We start from the raw sequence: 18,210 nt of genomic DNA on the forward strand, positions 1-18,210 counted from the left end.
ATTATCCGGCAAAACCAATGTGTAATTGCTCAGCGATAGGGCCTAATGCAAGAGCGGGTACAAAGGTCAGTGCGCCAATGAGAAGTACGGTGAAAACCAGTAAGCCAATAAATAATGGGCCAGTTGTCGGTAATGTGGCATGGCTTTGCGCTTGGGGTTTCTTATTGGCCATGGAACCTGCGATAGCCAAGACAGGAAGAATGACACCAAAGCGGCCTATAAACATCGCAATGGCAAGTAGCACATTGTAAAACGGAGTGTTAGCGCTGAGCCCAGCAAAAGCGCTACCGTTATTATTAGCCGCAGAAGAAAAGGCGTATAACACTTCACTAAACCCATGCGCTCCGGGGTTTAAAATTCCTGCACGGCCCGCTTCGGTCATTAATGAAATAGTGGTACCAAGTAGCACTAAGGTTGGGGTGACTAAAATCGCCAGTGCCACCATTTTCATTTCCCGAACTTCGATTTTTTTACCGAGGTATTCAGGTGTACGGCCAATCATCAAGCCAGCAAGGAAAACGGCGAGTAACACAAACAGCAACATGCCGTATAAACCGGAACCGACACCACCAAAAACCACTTCTCCTATTTGCATTAACCACATCGGTACCATTCCGCCCATCGCGGTAAAGGAGTCATGCATGGCGTTGACAGCCCCACAAGATGCTGCAGTTGTCACAACCGCAAATAAAGCGGAACCGACAATCCCAAAGCGGCTCTCTTTTCCTTCCATATTGGCGGTACTTGTCGCGTGTAAGTCTGCTAAAAATGGGTTCCCCACATACTCTGCTTTAACTACGACAATGGCAGTAACCACAAAAATGATCCCCATAACCCAGAGCAAGGTATGGCCTTGTTTGTTGTTACCAACCACACGGCCAAAAGCAAAGCAAAGTGCGGTAGGGATCAGGAAAATAGCAAACATTTGCACAAAATTACTCAGTGCGGTTGGGTTTTCAAAAGGATGTGATGAGTTAGCACCAAAGAAGCCGCCCCCATTGGTGCCGAGTAATTTTATCGCTTCTTGGGAAGCTACTGGCCCCATAGGTAATAATTGCTCACTGCTATCTAAAGGGTGAATAATTAAATAGCCGGAGAAATTTTGAATAACCCCTTGGCTAACAAAAAAGAGAGCGAAAACTAGGGCTAAAGGGAAGAGTAAATACACGGTGATGCGGTATATATCTAACCACGCATTACCGACAGTTTTACTGCCATGGCGTGAAAAAGCGCGGATCAATGCGAAAACAACCGCAATACCGGTGGTAGCAGAAAGGAAGTTTTGTACCGTCAACCCGGCCATTTGGCTCAAATAACTTAATGTATTTTCGCCACTATAAGCTTGCCAGTTGGTATTGGAAATAAAACTAATGGCGGTATTAAAGGCTAAATCCCAGCTCATCCCTTCAAAGTGTTGAGGGTTAAGGGGTAAACGGCCTTGGCAGACTAAAATAACGAATAATAAAATAAAACCTAAAAGATTAAATAATACAATCGCTAAGGCATATTGCCGCCAATTCATCTCAGCCATGTCTCTTCCTGGCTGTTTGACTCCGGTTAAACGCCAAAGTAGGGACTCACTGCTTGCTAACCGACGAGGTATATCATTGTCGATTAACTGGGCAATACCATTGCCTAAAGGCTTTGCTAAGATGAATAAGATCAGTAAAAAACTACCTAAAAATAGCAATGTGGTGGTAGTCATATCAGAAATCCTCCGCGTTAAGCAGGGCATAAATCAGATACGTCAGCAGCAAAACAACGAGAACTGCCCCAATAATGGAAAGTAATGACACAGTATTTTCTCCTTATTATTTCCATGTGATAAGGCTAAAGAGTTCGTTGTAAAGAAGCTGATAAAAAGCACGGGTAGGGTGTAAAAAAAGTATAAAAATGGCTGTTTACTTAGCAAAAAGAGAGTGCTTAATAGAAAAAGTGGCGTGGGATTTTATTAATTCATTTGTTATTTAATTGTAATTAAAATGTATGAATAAAACGTTAATTGGTTAAGGAATGTAATAAAAATACGAAATAAGCAGATTTTTTAGAAAAATTTACATATTAAGTGGTCAGATGAGTAGTTTTATTACACAATTTGCGATATCCTATCTACAGTCAATATATTTCATATTATCTGTCCGGTTTTAGTCGCTCTTTACTACTGTGTTAATGGGAAATGTGTGTTAATGGGGAATGATAGAGCAAGGCTGGAATCGACAAATAAAGTGGCAACTGAAGGAGGATACCGATGTCCACATATCGCGAATATTCCCGTAATCAGGTACTTGCACGCCGCACTGCTGCTGTAACAGCTGGCATTATTGCGTTTCCGGTTATGGTTTTTTATCCAAAAAGAGCAAGGTTTTATAGTCATTTACATAAGGTTTGGGCAAAAACCAGTGATAAACCTGTTTGGCTAGAACGTTCAGAAACAACCTTAGAAAGCCATCGCTAATTTAGTGCTTAATGGTGAGTAGTAACCCCTGCAATATTGAATTGTGGGGGTTTTGTTTTTAATCCCGCCTATTTTTATTCTATATACTTCAAATAACACAGAAAAAAATCATGTTTCCGTTTATGCTTATTGATTATCAGTCAATTACGTTCAAACTGGTGGATAAACCGTTTAGCTGTGCAGTAAAAAGGACAACATAATGCATAACTTAAGATTAGAAGAAATCATTAATGACGAATTGAAAGTTAGTGAGTTCCAAGATTTTGCACCGAATGGATTGCAAGTTGAAGGGCGACCACATGTACATAAAATCATCACTGGTGTGACAGCTTGCCAAGCATTATTGGATGTTGCCGTTGAAAAGAAAGCCGATGCCATTATTGTTCATCATGGCTATTTTTGGAAAAATGAGCCCGCCATTATCAAAGGGATGAAGAAAAATCGCTTAAAAACATTATTAGCGAATGATATCAACTTGTATGGTTATCATCTCCCATTAGATGCACACCATCAATTAGGCAATAATACACAACTTGCTTATATTATGGGGGTGCAGGTAAATGGCCAAATCGACCCATTAATGCCATTTGGTTTTTTTGATCAACCGATTACTCCTTCAGAGTTAACGTCTCGTTTAGAAACTCGCCTTGGTCGTAAAGTCCTACATTGTGGTGATAATGCAAAAGAAGAAATTCGTCAAATCGCATGGTGTACAGGGGGAGGGCAAGGCTTTATCCTACAAGCGGCTGAATTTGGTGTAGATGCCTTTGTAACGGGGGAAGTTTCGGAACAAACCATTCATATAGCAAGGGAAATGGGGATCCATTTCTACAGTGCAGGGCATCATGCAACGGAACGTTATGGGATTAAAGCGCTGACTAAGTGGCTTGTAGATGAACATGGGTTAGATGCGGAGTTTATCGATATCGATAACCCTGCCTAAATTCTCGTCATATTTCGAACTGTGGCTGTGTTGGCTTCACTCGGCTACTTGGGTCACATACTTTTGTATGCTCCCCAAGATACCCTTATTCGCCGCCTAGCCACAACTCGAACTATTTAGAGAATTAAATTTTTGCCGCCTTTTACATCAAAGCGTTGTTGGCTGCATTCACGAACCCTAGTCACATACTTATATATGCTCCTAGGGCTTCACTCTTTTGCCGCCTAGCGGTGATTCGAAATAATTAGAATATTGATAATCTATTGAAAATAAAAATAAAAATAGCTATTTGGTTCGGTATTTTAACGATGCGAAAACCAATACTGCACTTGAAATAGTTAACACTAAACCTAAGTGCTGGCTCCAACCTGCAACCATCAAACCAATGGCGAGCCCGATGTAGTAAAATAACCCTAAAATGGCGCCGGCGGTGCCTTTTTGCTCACCATAACGGTTTAATGCATGGGCAAGTATGTTCGGGATCGCAATTCCATAACCAATAACAATGCCAATAACGGGTAAAACAAACCAAATTGAATCCATTAGCACAAAAACTAAACAACCACTCACCAATGAAATGAGGCTGGCAAGCTTAACAAGTTGTTCAGATGTGTGTTTTTTAGCCAATAAATAGCGATTTGATATCGAACCTAAACCGACTCCAAGTGCTAATAAAATCCCAGTTAATCCAAACTGTTGTTGAGTGAGCATTAATTGTTCAAAACTGAATGGTGCCAGCTGATAATAGCTAAATAAATTAATGTTGAAAAATGCTATCAAGATCACATTTCTAACAATTTCTTTATCTGCGATCATCCGTAAAAATGTCTTAATAAATGAGATATGAGTCACGGTTTTAGGCTTGGTCTCGGGTAAACGACAGATTGACCAGAGAAAAAGCACCACAGCTAAAATCGCTAAGCCGATAAAAACGGTTTGATAACCACCAAAATTAACGAGTCCAGCACCAAATAACATCCCTAAAGCGGGGCTGACAGCCAAAGCAACGCCCATAATAGAAAAAACTTTGGCTAATTCATGGCCTTGGTAGCTATCGCGCATGGCGGTTTGTGTACCAATTGAACCTACGGCAGCGCCAAAGGCTGACAATATTCTCATTAGTAATAATAAATAAAAATGTGTGACAAATAACGCGCCAATAGACGCAATGCCATATATCAATAAACCCGCCAGAATCGTCGGGCGACGCCCTAAGGTGTCACACATGCGCCCCCAAAGCACCACGCCTAATGCAAAAGCAAAGAAATAAAGCGACAGCGTTTGTGAAGCTTTCTCCGCATTTACTGAGAAGGCACTGGCGATATCAGTGAGTGCGGGGCTGTATATGGTTTCCACAATTTGTGGAAACATCATCAAGGCAACAGCAAGCCATAATGAAAGAGGGTGTTTCATACTTATTTTCCTGCCAATCTACTAATAATAAAGGGGCTAATTAGATACAACGATTCAATGGCAGGCAGTTTAGTGTTATTTTTATTGTCTTATTACAATAATAAAGACTATAAATATCAAAAAAGAGACATTATGGCTTGGCTAAATCAAACAGATGAATTTCAAACTCACTGGTATCCTGCGCCAGTATTGGGAATTGCAGCAAAAATGGGGCAGCATGACTCTGGCTTTCATAAACATGAAATGGGACAGCTTTTGTTTACACAACAAGGATGTATACGAATTTCACTGAAAAATCGTCTGTCTTTACTTCCTCCGGGGAGAGTGGCTTGGATCCCACCATTTGTTCTTCATCGAGCTCAAATGCGAGCATCAGTGGGCTACCGTTCGGTTTATTTAGCGCAAGAATACGCTGACAGAATAGGGAATGAGGTGGTGATATTAAGTATTTCATCGTTATTGAGAGAAGTGCTTGAACGCATTGCGATTGCACCATTTGATAGTGATTGGCAACAAGGGCATTTGGCTAATTTATTGCCCGTATTTATCGATGAGTTACAAAGTGCAACTTTAGAGCCAACACTGCTACCATTACCGCAAGATAGGCGTTTTAAAGGGGTTGATATCGAACAATTACCTCCAAATTTAAACCAATTAGCACAAACGGTTGGTGCGAGTGAGAAGACGATTACCCGGATTTTTTTTAAAGAAACAGGAATGAATTATCAAGCATGGCGCCAACAATGGCGTTTTATTAAAGCGATTGAATTACTCGCACAAGAAAAGCCCTATCACTATATAACTCAAGAACTTGGCCTAACCAGCGATAGCGCATTTATTAGTTTTTTCCGTAAAATGAGCGGGGTCACACCGAGGGAATACCAACAGTAATACGGCGTGAAAGAACGAAAAAAGCCTCGATTTTTCGAGGCTTTAAGACTTGTAGGGTTTTAGATTTAACTAAATATTATTTTTTTGCTAATTCTGAGTTGAATTCACGTTTGTCATAACCCGTGTACAGCTGACGAGGACGGGCAATTTTCAGGCCGTCATCGTGCATTTCATTCCAGTGAGCAATCCAACCGATAGTACGTGCAATGGCAAAAATAACAGTAAACATTGAAGAAGGAATACCCATTGCTTTCAAGATGATACCTGAATAGAAGTCAACGTTCGGGTACAGTTTTTTCTCAATGAAGTACGGGTCGTTCAATGCGATACGTTCCAGCTCCATTGCGACTTCCAGCAAACTGTCATTCAGGCCAAGTTCGTTTAGAACTTCATGGCAAGTTTCACGCATTACTGTTGCACGTGGGTCATGGTTTTTATAAACACGGTGACCGAAGCCCATTAAGCGGAAAGAGTCATTTTTGTCTTTAGCACGCTCAATAAACGCAGGGATGTGCTCAACGGTTTGGATTTCTTCCAACATACGCAAGCAAGCTTCGTTAGCACCACCATGAGCAGGCCCCCACAGTGAAGCAATACCCGCTGCGATACAAGCAAATGGGTTTGCACCAGATGAACCCGCAGTACGAACTGTAGATGTTGAGGCGTTTTGCTCGTGGTCAGCGTGCAGAATCAAAATACGATCCATTGCGCGCTCTAAAACAGGATTAACCGTGTATTCTTCACAAGGTGTAGAGAACATCATGTGCAAGAAATTACCCGCGTATGACAGGTCATTACGTGGATAAACAAAAGGTTGGCCAATTGAATATTTGTAACACATCGCTGCAACTGTTGGCATTTTTGACAGCAGGCGATAAGCCGTAATTTCACGGTGACGTGGGTTGTTAACATCCAGCGCATCGTGATAGAACGCGGCTAATGCCCCCGTAACACCACATAAAACGGCCATTGGGTGTGAGTCACGGCGGAAACCATTAAGCATGCGTGTAATTTGCTCATGGATCATGGTATGGCGAGTCACCGTATTTTTAAATACGTCATATTGTTCTTGAGTCGGTGCTTCACCGTATAGCAGGATATAACAAACTTCGAGATAAGAGGCTTCGGTGGCGAGTTGATCGATAGGGAAACCACGGTGCAACAGAATGCCTTGATCACCATCGATATAGGTGATTTTTGATTCACAGGATGCAGTAGAAGTAAAACCAGGGTCGTAGGTAAAGAACCCTTTAGAACCTAAAGTTCGGACATCGATAACGTCTTGACCAATCGTTGGGCTTAAAATATCTAGGTCAATATCACCCTTACTACCAGTCGTTAGCTTAGCTTTGTTATCAGCCATTACGGTCTCCTTAGCGCTTGATAATCGACACCCAACAACCCAGAAGCTCAGCGTTATACTGTGTCTTCGTGCATTGTTCTACCGGTATGCTTTGGAAATCAGCTCGCTATCACATAAAACCTGAAATCTGAGACCGACGACAATGTAATTAGGTTGTTTATGAGTGTGTAGATGTTATGTTCTTTTTGTTGTTTTCCCTACAATATCATTATTTGTGGTAAGAGGAACAACTTTCATAACTTTTGTTATTAATACCCATCATAGTTCAAATTGAAGAGTATTTAACATTGCAACATTCACGTTTTTTCTTTTCCGATGAAGGGTAAACAGCACCGTTAAGATAATTCTGCCAGACCTATATGTAAGATAAATGTTGAATCATTGTCAAATAAGATAAGCACATTTATACAAAATGTTTAAATCGTGATCCTTCTCACTGTTCGGGCTAAATGTCTCCAAACATTTTGTGTGGGAATTGTAATGGCATTGTGAAGACTTTATACTAGCGGCAGGTCTCCGGATTACCCTGTAGTAGGAGTTCCCAGCGTGATCAGTATGCAACTTTATTTAAACATGATGGATTAGAGTTTGTGTTAAGTTGCATTTTGTACCCCTGTCGCTGTCTGATTTCCACCCCAGGTCCGGAGGATGGAAAATAATAAAGAGCTGTGTGGGCAAAATTGTGAAAAAACAAAGACCTGTCAACCTTGATTTGCAGACGATTCACTTCCCGATCACTGCAATATCTTCGATCTTGCACCGTGTCTCTGGCGTCATTACTCTCATCGCAGTTGGTATTCTGCTTTGGTTGTTAGGGACATCTCTCTCCTCTCCAGAAGGTTTTCAATACGCGTCTGAAATAATGACTGGCTTTTTTGCTAAGTTCATTCTTTGGGGCATCTTGACTGCTTTGGCTTACCACATCTGTGGTGGTATTCGTCATATGCTAATGGATTTCGGTTGTGTTGATGAAACGCTTGCTGCTGGTAACTCATCTGCAAAAATTACATTTGTCATTACCGTGATTTTAGCAATTCTGGCGGGGATTTTAGTATGGTAAGTAATGCTTCAGCTTTAGGCCGTACTGGTATCCAGGACTGGCTATTAATCCGTGGTTCTGCGATTGTTATCGCACTCTACGTACTCTACATTGTTGGTTTTGTTGCTATTAACGACATTACCTATGAAGTCTGGCGTGGCTTTTTCGCCTCTTCTGTGACGAAAGTATTCACAATCCTCACCTTGTTCTCGATTCTTGTCCATGCGTGGATTGGCATGTGGCAAGTGCTGACTGACTACGTTAAACCTTTAGCAATTCGTTTAGTATTGCAGCTGGCTATCGTTGTAGGTCTGTTGGCTTATTTAATTTACGGAACAATTGTTGTGTGGGGTGCATAAATGAATCTGCCAATCAGAGAGTTTGACGCTATCGTTATCGGTGCGGGTGGCGCAGGTATGCGTGCCGCATTACAAATTTCACAGATGGGCCTATCTTGCGCGCTTCTGTCAAAAGTCTTCCCAACCCGTTCTCATACTGTATCAGCACAAGGCGGTATTACTGTTGCTTTAGGTAATACTCACCCTGATAACTGGGAATGGCACATGTACGATACCGTGAAAGGTTCCGACTACATCGGTGACCAAGATGCTATTGAATATATGTGTAAAACAGGGCCAGAAGCTATCCTCGAATTAGAGCATATGGGGTTGCCATTCTCTCGCCTTGATGACGGAAGTATTTATCAACGTCCATTTGGTGGCCAGTCTAAAAACTTCGGTGGTGAGCAAGCTGCACGTACTGCTGCTGCGGCTGACCGTACTGGCCACGCACTGTTGCATACGTTGTATCAGCAGAACTTAAAAAACCACACAACCATTTTTTCTGAATGGTATGCCCTTGATTTAGTTAAAAACCAAGATGGCGATGTTGTAGGTTGTACTGCGATTTGTATGGAAACAGGTGAACTGGTTTATTTCAAAGCGAAAGCCACTATTTTAGCAACAGGTGGTGCGGGTCGTATTTACCAATCAACCACTAACGCACACATCAATACGGGTGATGGTGTAGGGATGGCTGCTCGTGCAGGTGTTCCACTACAAGATATGGAAATGTGGCAATTCCACCCAACAGGTATCGCAGGTGCGGGTGTTCTCGTCACTGAAGGTTGCCGTGGTGAAGGCGGTTACTTGCTGAATAAAGATGGCGAGCGCTTTATGGAACGTTATGCGCCGAATGCGAAAGACCTTGCAGGTCGTGATGTTGTCGCGCGTTCTATCATGATTGAAATTCGTGAAGGTCGTGGTTGCGATGGTCCATGGGGCCCACATGCCAAACTGAAACTGGATCACTTAGGAAAAGAAGTTCTGGAATCACGTTTACCAGGTATTCTTGAATTATCTCGCACTTTTGCTCACGTTGACCCAATCAAAGAGCCAATTCCAGTTATTCCTACTTGTCACTACATGATGGGCGGTATTCCGACTAAAGTCACTGGTCAAGCTATTCGTTATAACGAAAAAGGCGAAGATGAAGTTATTCCGGGTCTGTTTGCTGTGGGTGAGATTGCCTGTGTATCTGTACACGGCGCTAACCGTTTAGGCGGTAACTCACTCCTCGACTTAGTCGTATTTGGTCGTTCAGCGGGTCTGCATTTGAAAGAGTCCATCATGGAACAAGGTTCAATGCGTGATGCCTCTGAATCTGATATCGATGCAGCGATGACTCGCTTTAACCGTTGGGAAGGGGCGCGTACTGGCGAAGACCCAACTGAAATCCGTAAGGCACTGCAAACCTGTATGCAGCACAACTTCTCGGTATTCCGTGAAGGTGATGCGATGGCGAAAGGTTTAGAAGAGCTGAAAGTGATTCGTGAACGCTTGCAAAATGCGCGTCTTGATGATACCTCGACTGAGTTTAATACTCAGCGTATCGAATGTTTAGAACTGGATAACCTGATGGAAACGGCTTATGCAACTGCACAAGCTGCAAACTTCCGTACAGAAAGTCGTGGTGCGCATAGCCGCTTTGACTACCCAGAGCGAGATGATGCGAATTGGTTATGTCACTCATTATATTTACCGCAATCTGAAACGATGACGCGTCGTGAAGTCAACATGCAGCCAAAACTGCGTGAAGCCTTCCCACCGAAAATTCGTACCTACTAATGCGTGGTGTTAATCCAGTTGCGGAGAAATAAACTATGAAATTACAATTTTCGATTTATCGCTACAATCCTGATGTGGACAACGCACCTCGTATGCAAGATTACACGCTAGAAGTTCCTGAAGGGCGTGACATGATGTTGCTGGATGCGTTAATCCAAATCAAAGAGCAAGATCCAACATTATCCTTCCGTCGTTCTTGTCGTGAAGGGGTGTGCGGTTCTGATGGTCTGAACATGAACGGTAAAAACGGGTTGGCATGTATTACGCCATTATCTGCTTTAATCCGTGGTGGGAAGAAAATTGTCATTCGTCCATTGCCGGGTCTGCCTGTTGTGCGTGACCTGATTATCGACATGACACAATTCTATACCCAATACGAAAAAATTCGTCCATATCTCATTAATGATAACAAGAATCCACCGGCGCGTGAGAATTTACAAACTCCTGCACAACGTGAAAAACTCGATGGTTTATATGAGTGTATTTTGTGTGCTTGTTGTTCGACTTCTTGCCCATCTTTCTGGTGGAATCCGGACAAGTTTATCGGGCCTGCAGGCTTGTTGGCAGCGTATCGCTTCTTAATTGATAGCCGTGATACTGAAACCGATTCACGATTAGATGATCTGAACGACGCTTTTAGTGTCTTCCGCTGTCATAGCATCATGAATTGTGTCAATGTATGCCCTAAAGGACTAAATCCAACGAAAGCTATCGGTCATATTAAATCTATGTTACTAAAACATAGCGCTTAATGATGAATATTTAACCCGCAGTGCTCAGGTGCTGTGGGTTAAAATGGAAATAGCACAAAATAAAAACATAAGTTAAAAGAAACGCGTAAAGTAAAAACAATGACATGATTTTAATGCGCGGAAGCTCACAAAAGCGCGAAAACGAAATACCAACAATGAGCATCAGAAAGTAACATTGTCACCCATAAAAAGTAGTATTTATTAAAACGTTGTCATTACAAAAGCGTAAAAAAGTGAAAGCAAAGAAAGTAACAGTAAAAAGTAGAAAAAATAGCCAACTGCAAAAGATGAAGACGACAGCCCAAGCATAGGGGCCTTTAAAAACCGCAGCCAGTTTTTAAAGGTTCCTTAAAAGGGAAACCCTTACTGATAAAGGGCCTCCCAAAGAGAGAACATGCATAAAGCACGTCCAAGAGAACCTTTATCGAGGTCGCTTAAATGCGGCGATTAGTTAACCACGGCGAAAACTAAAGCTTTAATAGCTTAAGGGATCACAATGCAGAACGGCGTAATGAAGGACTGGCTGGATTCAAGCTTTCTGGCAGGCGCGAACCAGACTTATATAGAACAGCTCTATGAAGATTATCTGACTGACCCTAACTCTGTCGATGCCGAGTGGAAAGCAATTTTTGAGCAACTCCCTGGTGCAGCATTAGGCACTAGCGGTGAACAATTCCACTCCCAAGCGCGCGATTACTTCCGTCGCTTAGCAAAAGACTCTACACGTTATCACACCTCTGTTAGCGATCCAGCTATCGACGCAAAACAAGTTAAAGTTTTGCAATTAATCAATGCGTTCCGCTTCCGCGGGCACCAAAATGCGAATCTTGACCCGTTAGGTCTTTGGAAACGTGAATCTGTTCCAGATTTAGACCCAGCATTCCACAACCTGACGAAAGAAGACTTCAACGAAACCTTCAACGTGGGTTCATTTGCTATTGGCAAAGAAACCATGAAGCTTAGTGAGCTATATGAGCACTTGAAACGTATTTATTGCGGTTCTATCGGTGCTGAATATATGCATATCACGAATACAGAAGAAAAACGTTGGATCCAACAACGTCTTGAGTCTGTTGACGTTTCTAAGGTTTTCTCTGTAGAAGAGAAAAAACGCTTCTTAGCTGAATTAACCGCGGCTGAAGGGCTTGAGCGTTACATTGGGGCTAAATTCCCAGGCGCTAAACGTTTCTCATTGGAAGGTGGTGATTCACTGATCCCAATGCTGAAAGATTTAATCCACCACGCAGGCAAGCAAGATACCCGTGAAGTTGTTTTGGGTATGGCTCACCGTGGGCGTTTAAACGTTTTAGTTAATATCTTAGGTAAAAAACCGGGCGAATTATTTGATGAATTCGCGGGTAAACATAAAGACCACTCTAGTGCGGGTGACGTTAAATATCACCAAGGTTTCTCTTCTGACTTTGAAACCGCAGGTTCTCGTGTTCACTTAGCATTAGCATTTAACCCATCTCACCTTGAGATTGTTAGCCCTGTGGTTATTGGTTCAGTGCGCGCGCGTCGTGATCGTCTGGATGAAGGCCGCAGCAACATGGTTCTGCCAATCACCATCCACGGTGACTCCGCAGTCACAGGTCAAGGTGTTGTACAAGAAACACTGAACATGTCTCAAGCTCGTGGTTACGAAGTTGGCGGTACAATGCGTATCGTGATTAATAACCAAATTGGTTTTACCACTTCAAACCCGAAAGATACACGTTCAACCGAATACTGTACTGACATCGTTAAAATGGTACAGGCGCCAATTTTCCACGTGAATGCCGATGACCCTGAAGCGGTTTCTTTTGTGACACGTTTGGCACTGGATTTCCGTAACACGTTCAAACGCGATGTGATGATTGATTTAGTATGTTATCGCCGTCATGGTCATAACGAAGCGGATGAGCCAAGTGCAACTCAGCCAGTGATGTATCAAAAAATCAAGCAGCACCCAACACCACGTAAAATTTATGCAGACCGTTTAATTGCAGAAAATGTGTTAAGTGCCAATGATGTCACTGAAATGGTCAATCTGTATCGCGATGCGCTAGATGCAGGTAACTGTGTGGTTGAAGAGTACCGTGAAATGGGGCTGAACTCATACACATGGGCTCCATATTTAAACCATGAATGGGATGCATCATATAAATCAACCGTTGATATTAAACGCTTAACTGAACTGGCAACTAAAGTTAGTACTATTCCAGAGGGCGTGGTTGCGCAATCTCGTGTTGAGAAAATTTATGCAGACCGTGCCGAAATGGCGAAAGGTGAAAAACTTCTCGACTGGGGTGCAGCTGAAACTTTAGCGTACGCAACATTGGTTGATGAAGGTATTCCTGTTCGTTTATCGGGTGAAGATGCGGGCCGTGGTACATTCTTCCACCGTCATGCAGTGGTCCACAACCAAACGAATGGTTCAGTTTATGTTCCACTGCAAAATATTCATAACGGCCAAGGCGTGTTTAATGTTTGGGACTCTGTTCTGACTGAAAATGCCGTATTAGCATTTGAATATGGTTATGCAACCACAGAACCTCGTGCATTGACTATCTGGGAAGCGCAATTTGGTGACTTCGCTAACTGTGCTCAAGTGGTTATCGACCAATTCATTAGCTCTGGTGAGCAAAAATGGGGTCGTATGTGCGGTCTGGTCATGTTACTGCCTCATGGTTATGAAGGTCAGGGTCCAGAGCACTCATCTGCACGTTTAGAGCGTTACTTGCAACTGTGTGCTGACCAAAACATGCAAGTGTGTGTTCCGTCAACACCTGCTCAGGTTTACCACATGTTACGTCGCCAAGCCTTACGTGGCATGCGTCGTCCTCTGATTGTGATGTCACCAAAATCTCTGCTACGTCACCCATTAGCGGTCTCTAGCATGGAAGAATTGGCAAATGGTACATTTGAGCCAGTTATCGGTGAAATCGATGAAATCAATCCGAAAAATGTGAAACGCGTCGTTATGTGTTCAGGGAAAGTCTATTACGATCTGTTAGAACAACGTCGTAAAAATGAACAAACTGACGTTGCTATCGTGCGTATCGAACAGCTATATCCGTTCCCACACGAAGACATTCAAAAAGCGTTGGCGCAATTTACTGATGTAAAAGACTTTGTATGGTGTCAAGAAGAGCCATTAAACCAAGGTGCTTGGTATTGCAGTCAACATAACTTCCGTGAAGCTATCCCAGCAGGGGCAACTTTACGTTATGCAGGTCGAGCTGCTTCTTCATCTCCAGCAGTTGGCTATACGTCCGTACACCAGGAACAACAAAAAGCCCTGGTTAATGACGCTTTGAACATTGAATAATTAAAGGATAGAAAATGAGTAGCGTAGAAATTCTTGTTCCCGATCTTCCTGAGTCCGTTGCAGATGCTACGGTTGCCACATGGCATAAAAAACCAGGTGACAGTGTTCAGCGTGATGAAGTACTGGTTGAGATCGAAACAGATAAAGTCGTATTAGAAGTTCCTGCAAGCGAAGCGGGTGTATTAGAAGCTATCGTTGAAGATGAAGGTGCAACGGTATTATCTAAGCAATTACTGGGGCGCATTCGTTTAGGCGACAGCACTGGTATCCCTGCTGAAGTGAAAGAAGCACAAGAATCAACACCTGCACAACGTCAAACTGCAAGTCTAGAAACAGAAAGCAACGATGCGCTGACCCCAGCTATTCGCCGTTTAATTGCAGAGCACGATTTAAACCCTGCGGATATCAAAGGGACTGGCGTTGGTGGACGTTTAACTCGCGAAGATGTTGAAAAACATTTAGCGGCAAATAAATCTGCGGCACCTGCGGCGAAAGCACCAGAAGCGCCACAAGCGCCTTTAGCGCATCGTAGCGAAAAACGTGTTCCAATGACGCGTTTACGTAAACGTATCGCAGAGCGTCTGTTAGAAGCGAAAAACACTACTGCAATGTTGACGACGTTTAACGAAGTCAATATGCAACCAATCAAAGACTTACGTAAACAATATGGCGAAGTATTCGAAAAACGTCATGGTGTTCGTTTAGGCTTTATGTCTTTCTATGTGAAAGCTGCTGTTGAAGCACTGAAACGCTACCCAGAAGTGAATGCTTCTATCGATGGCGATGATGTGGTTTACCATAACTATTTCGATATTAGTATTGCAGTTTCAACACCACGTGGTCTGGTAACACCTGTTCTACGTGATGTCGATGCAATGAGCATGGCTGATATCGAGAAGAAAATTAAAGAACTGGCTGTCAAAGGTCGTGATGGTAAATTAACTGTTGAAGACTTAAGTGGCGGTAACTTCACTATCACTAATGGTGGCGTATTCGGTTCTCTGATGTCTACACCTATCATTAACCCACCACAGAGCGCGATTTTAGGCATGCATGCGATTAAAGACCGCCCTATGGCTGTAAATGGTAAGGTAGAGATTCTTCCTATGATGTATTTAGCACTGTCTTACGACCACCGTTTAATCGATGGTAGTGAGTCAGTTGGCTTCTTAGTCGCTATCAAAGATATGCTGGAAGATCCAACTCGTTTACTGCTGGACGTATAGCAACATAACAGGGCAGGGTACAACTTGTCCGGTCTGAAGTAACCGATGCAGCCCGTTCGCGGGTTGCTAAATCAGTAACAATTGCAGGAGGCGAATAAACGCCTCTTCAGACTCAATTATGGATAGAACATCATGAATTTACACGAGTACCAGGCAAAACAGTTGTTTGCACGTTATGGGATGCCTGCACCGACAGGTTATGCCTGTTCATCAGTCGCTGAAACCGTCGATGCTGCTAAAAAAATTGGTGACGGCCCATGGGTAATTAAATGCCAAGTTCACGCAGGTGGACGTGGTAAAGCTGGCGGCGTAAAAGTCACTAGTGATATCAATGAAGTGAAAGCATTTGCAGAACACTGGTTAGGTAAAAACTTAGTTACCTATCAAACTGATGCAAACGGCCAGCCTGTTAACCAAATTCTGGTTGAAACGGCAACTGATATTGCTAAAGAACTCTATTTAGGTGCGGTTGTAGACCGTAGCACTCGTCGCGTTGTATTCATGGCATCTACCGAAGGTGGCGTGGAAATCGAGAAAGTAGCAGAAGAGACTCCAGAGTTAATTCATAAAGCGATTATCGACCCACTGACTGGCCCAATGCCTTTCCAAGGCCGTGAATTAGCATTCAAATTAGGCTTAACCGGTAAACAAGTTAGCCAATTCGCGAAAATTTTCATGGGTCTGGCAACGTTATTCCTAGAACGCGATTTAGCATTAGCTGAAATCAATCCACTGGTTATTAGTACTGCGGGTGATTTAGTTTGTTTAGATGGTAAATTAGGTATCGATAGCAACGCGTTATATCGCCAACCAGAAATTCGTGAACTGCGTGATGAATCACAAGAAGATGCACGTGAAGCACAAGCCGCTCAGTGGGAACTGAACTACGTTGCGTTAGATGGCAATATCGGCTGTATGGTTAACGGTGCGGGCCTTGCAATGGGTACCATGGATATCGTTAAGCTGCACGGTGGTGCACCAGCTAACTTCTTAGATGTTGGCGGCGGCGCGACAAAAGAGCGTGTAACTGAAGCATTTAAAATCATTCTTTCTGATGAAAACGTGAAAGCAGTTTTTGTTAACATCTTTGGTGGTATCGTTCGCTGCGACCTGATTGCAGACGGCATCATTGGTGCAGTTGAAGAAGTTGGCGTAAATGTACCAGTAGTTGTGCGTTTAGAAGGTAACAATGCAGAGTTAGGTGCTAAAAAACTGGCAGACAGCGGCTTGAATATTATCGCTGCGAACAGCCTGACAGATGCAGCTAAGAAAGCAGTAGCAGCAGCGGAGGCTAAATAATGTCTATTTTAATCGATAAAAACACCAAAGTAATTTGCCAAGGTTTCACAGGTGGCCAAGGTACATTCCACTCAGAACAAGCGATTGCTTATGGCACGCAAATGGTGGGAGGTGTGACTCCAGGTAAAGGTGGCACTGTTCACTTAGGTTTACCTGTATTTAACACCGTTCGTGAAGCCGTAGAAGCAACGGGCGCAACCGCTTCTGTTATCTATGTTCCAGCACCATTTTGTAAAGATTCTATCTTAGAAGCTATCGATGCAGGCATTAAACTGATCATCACCATCACTGAAGGTATCCCAACGTTGGATATGCTGACAGTGAAAGTGAAATTAGACGAAGCAGGCGTTCGTATGATTGGCCCTAACTGCCCTGGTGTTATCACTCCGGGTGAATGTAAGATTGGTATCCAACCTGGTCATATCCATATGCCGGGTAAAGTGGGTATCGTTTCACGTTCAGGTACGTTGACTTATGAAGCGGTTAAACAAACCACTGATGCAGGTTTAGGCCAATCAACGTGTGTTGGTATCGGTGGTGACCCAATCCCCGGTTCAAACTTTATTGATATCCTAAAATTATTCCAAGCGGATCCACAAACTGAAGCTATCGTCATGATCGGTGAAATCGGTGGTAACGCAGAGGAAGAAGCAGCGGCTTATATTAAAGAGCACGTCACTAAACCTGTTGTCGGTTACATCGCAGGTGTAACTGCACCAAAAGGCAAACGTATGGGCCACGCAGGTGCAATCATCGCAGGCGGTAAAGGAACTGCTGATGAGAAATTTGCTGCATTAGAAGCGGCTGGCGTGAAAACCGTTCGTAGCCTTGCAGACATCGGTGATGCAGTAAAATCACTGTTGAACAAATAAGTAATTCGCTAGGCAACTAGCAAGAGTAAGAGACGAAAGCCCGTGCTCATGTGAGCGCGGGTTTTTTTATGCCTTGTAAAAATATTCCAAACAATTTTTGTATGGTTATGCGGTTTTCTGAAAAGTATGTCTATACTTAAAACTGCGCACTATCAGCTTATATGAAAGAAAATTGATAATGAAATGGCAATTGGGTGAATAGAAGAGAGGGGATGTAGCATTTTATGCAAAAAATAGCGAAATTGCGGCATATCAATTTTATAATATTGACGGTAATTCAATTAAGCCAATATAACCGTTTAGTAGAGAAATATGGTCATATTAATAAAATTCATAATAAGTTTAAAATAAGATACTATTACAAATTAAATATTCTTTTTTCGAGGCTTTAATTCAATGATTATATTTTTTGTTAATCTTTGGAAAAATTAGGAACATTTATATCATTATCAATAACAGCATTTTAACAAGTAAATAACCATTAATTGACTGACAGGTATAGCAATTAACAACAGGAAAAA

At 42.7% G+C, this 18,210-nt stretch carries 15 protein-coding genes; 11 read left to right on the top strand and 4 right to left on the bottom strand.

Annotated elements, in window-relative coordinates:
- Nucleotide 1 precedes the first annotated feature (1 nt).
- Nucleotides 2-1,705, bottom strand: a complete 1,704-nt coding sequence (kdpA, locus tag PSF28_RS19220) for a potassium-transporting ATPase subunit KdpA (protein WP_272685492.1) — start codon at nucleotides 1,703-1,705, stop codon at nucleotides 2-4.
- Between the two features lies 1 nt (nucleotide 1,706).
- A complete protein-coding gene (gene kdpF, locus PSF28_RS23665) occupies nucleotides 1,707-1,796 on the bottom strand; it encodes a K(+)-transporting ATPase subunit F (protein WP_071524535.1) in 90 nt (29 codons plus the stop codon).
- A 452-nt stretch (nucleotides 1,797-2,248) separates the two neighbouring features.
- Between kdpF and PSF28_RS19225 the strand changes: the two genes are divergently transcribed.
- Together PSF28_RS19225 and PSF28_RS19230 are read left to right on the top strand one after the other, a co-directional pair.
- Entirely contained in the window at nucleotides 2,249-2,455 is a 207-nt protein-coding gene (locus tag PSF28_RS19225; RefSeq protein WP_210837838.1) for a YbfA family protein, read from the top strand.
- Between the two features lie 199 nt (nucleotides 2,456-2,654).
- Nucleotides 2,655-3,398 carry a type 2 GTP cyclohydrolase I gene (locus tag PSF28_RS19230; protein WP_210837835.1) on the top strand — a complete coding sequence of 248 codons (744 nt, stop codon included), beginning with the start codon at nucleotides 2,655-2,657 and terminating at the stop codon, nucleotides 3,396-3,398.
- A gap of 285 nt (nucleotides 3,399-3,683) precedes the next feature.
- Here the strand turns inward: PSF28_RS19230 and PSF28_RS19235 are convergent, their stop codons facing one another.
- A complete protein-coding gene (locus PSF28_RS19235; protein ID WP_272685493.1) occupies nucleotides 3,684-4,811 on the bottom strand; it encodes a multidrug effflux MFS transporter in 1,128 nt (375 codons plus the stop codon).
- A gap of 132 nt (nucleotides 4,812-4,943) precedes the next feature.
- Here PSF28_RS19235 and PSF28_RS19240 point away from each other — a divergent pair, with 132 nt between their 5' ends.
- On the top strand, nucleotides 4,944-5,702 hold the full coding sequence (locus tag PSF28_RS19240) for an AraC family transcriptional regulator (protein ID WP_272685494.1): 759 nt from the start codon (nucleotides 4,944-4,946) through the stop codon (nucleotides 5,700-5,702).
- Between the two features lie 76 nt (nucleotides 5,703-5,778).
- Here PSF28_RS19240 and PSF28_RS19245 read toward each other — a convergent pair whose 3' ends face one another.
- Complete coding sequence (locus tag PSF28_RS19245) at nucleotides 5,779-7,065, bottom strand: citrate synthase (RefSeq protein WP_004909058.1); 1,287 nt, start codon at nucleotides 7,063-7,065, stop codon at nucleotides 5,779-5,781.
- A gap of 670 nt (nucleotides 7,066-7,735) precedes the next feature.
- Between PSF28_RS19245 and sdhC the strand changes: the two genes are divergently transcribed.
- The 8 genes from sdhC (at nucleotide 7,736) to sucD (ending at nucleotide 17,689) form a co-directional block, all read left to right on the top strand.
- Nucleotides 7,736-8,125 (top strand): succinate dehydrogenase cytochrome b556 subunit, encoded by a 390-nt coding sequence (gene sdhC, locus PSF28_RS19250; RefSeq protein WP_004909059.1) that lies wholly within the window; start codon nucleotides 7,736-7,738, stop codon nucleotides 8,123-8,125.
- Nucleotides 8,119-8,463, top strand: a complete 345-nt coding sequence (sdhD, locus tag PSF28_RS19255; RefSeq protein ID WP_004909064.1) for a succinate dehydrogenase membrane anchor subunit — start codon at nucleotides 8,119-8,121, stop codon at nucleotides 8,461-8,463. The genes sdhC and sdhD overlap by 7 nt, the downstream gene beginning before the upstream one ends.
- Nucleotides 8,464-10,230: a succinate dehydrogenase flavoprotein subunit gene (sdhA, locus tag PSF28_RS19260; protein ID WP_210837829.1), complete on the top strand. Its 1,767-nt coding sequence runs from the start codon at nucleotides 8,464-8,466 to the stop codon at nucleotides 10,228-10,230.
- Between the two features lie 35 nt (nucleotides 10,231-10,265).
- Nucleotides 10,266-10,982, top strand: a complete 717-nt coding sequence (locus tag PSF28_RS19265; protein ID WP_004256824.1) for a succinate dehydrogenase iron-sulfur subunit — start codon at nucleotides 10,266-10,268, stop codon at nucleotides 10,980-10,982.
- Nucleotides 10,983-11,478: 496 nt separating this feature from the next.
- Nucleotides 11,479-14,292 carry a 2-oxoglutarate dehydrogenase E1 component gene (gene sucA, locus PSF28_RS19270; RefSeq protein ID WP_272685495.1) on the top strand — a complete coding sequence of 938 codons (2,814 nt, stop codon included), beginning with the start codon at nucleotides 11,479-11,481 and terminating at the stop codon, nucleotides 14,290-14,292.
- A 14-nt stretch (nucleotides 14,293-14,306) separates the two neighbouring features.
- Nucleotides 14,307-15,518, top strand: a complete 1,212-nt coding sequence (gene odhB / locus PSF28_RS19275; protein WP_004909074.1) for a 2-oxoglutarate dehydrogenase complex dihydrolipoyllysine-residue succinyltransferase — start codon at nucleotides 14,307-14,309, stop codon at nucleotides 15,516-15,518.
- A gap of 132 nt (nucleotides 15,519-15,650) precedes the next feature.
- A complete protein-coding gene (gene sucC, locus PSF28_RS19280; protein WP_004909077.1) occupies nucleotides 15,651-16,817 on the top strand; it encodes an ADP-forming succinate--CoA ligase subunit beta in 1,167 nt (388 codons plus the stop codon).
- Entirely contained in the window at nucleotides 16,817-17,689 is an 873-nt protein-coding gene (gene sucD / locus PSF28_RS19285) for a succinate--CoA ligase subunit alpha (protein ID WP_004256808.1), read from the top strand. Before sucC ends, sucD begins: the two co-directional genes overlap by 1 nt.
- Nucleotides 17,690-18,210: the final 521 nt, after the last annotated feature.

The organism is Providencia sp. PROV130 (assembly GCF_028482225.1).
Classification (GTDB): domain Bacteria; phylum Pseudomonadota; class Gammaproteobacteria; order Enterobacterales; family Enterobacteriaceae; genus Providencia; species Providencia rettgeri.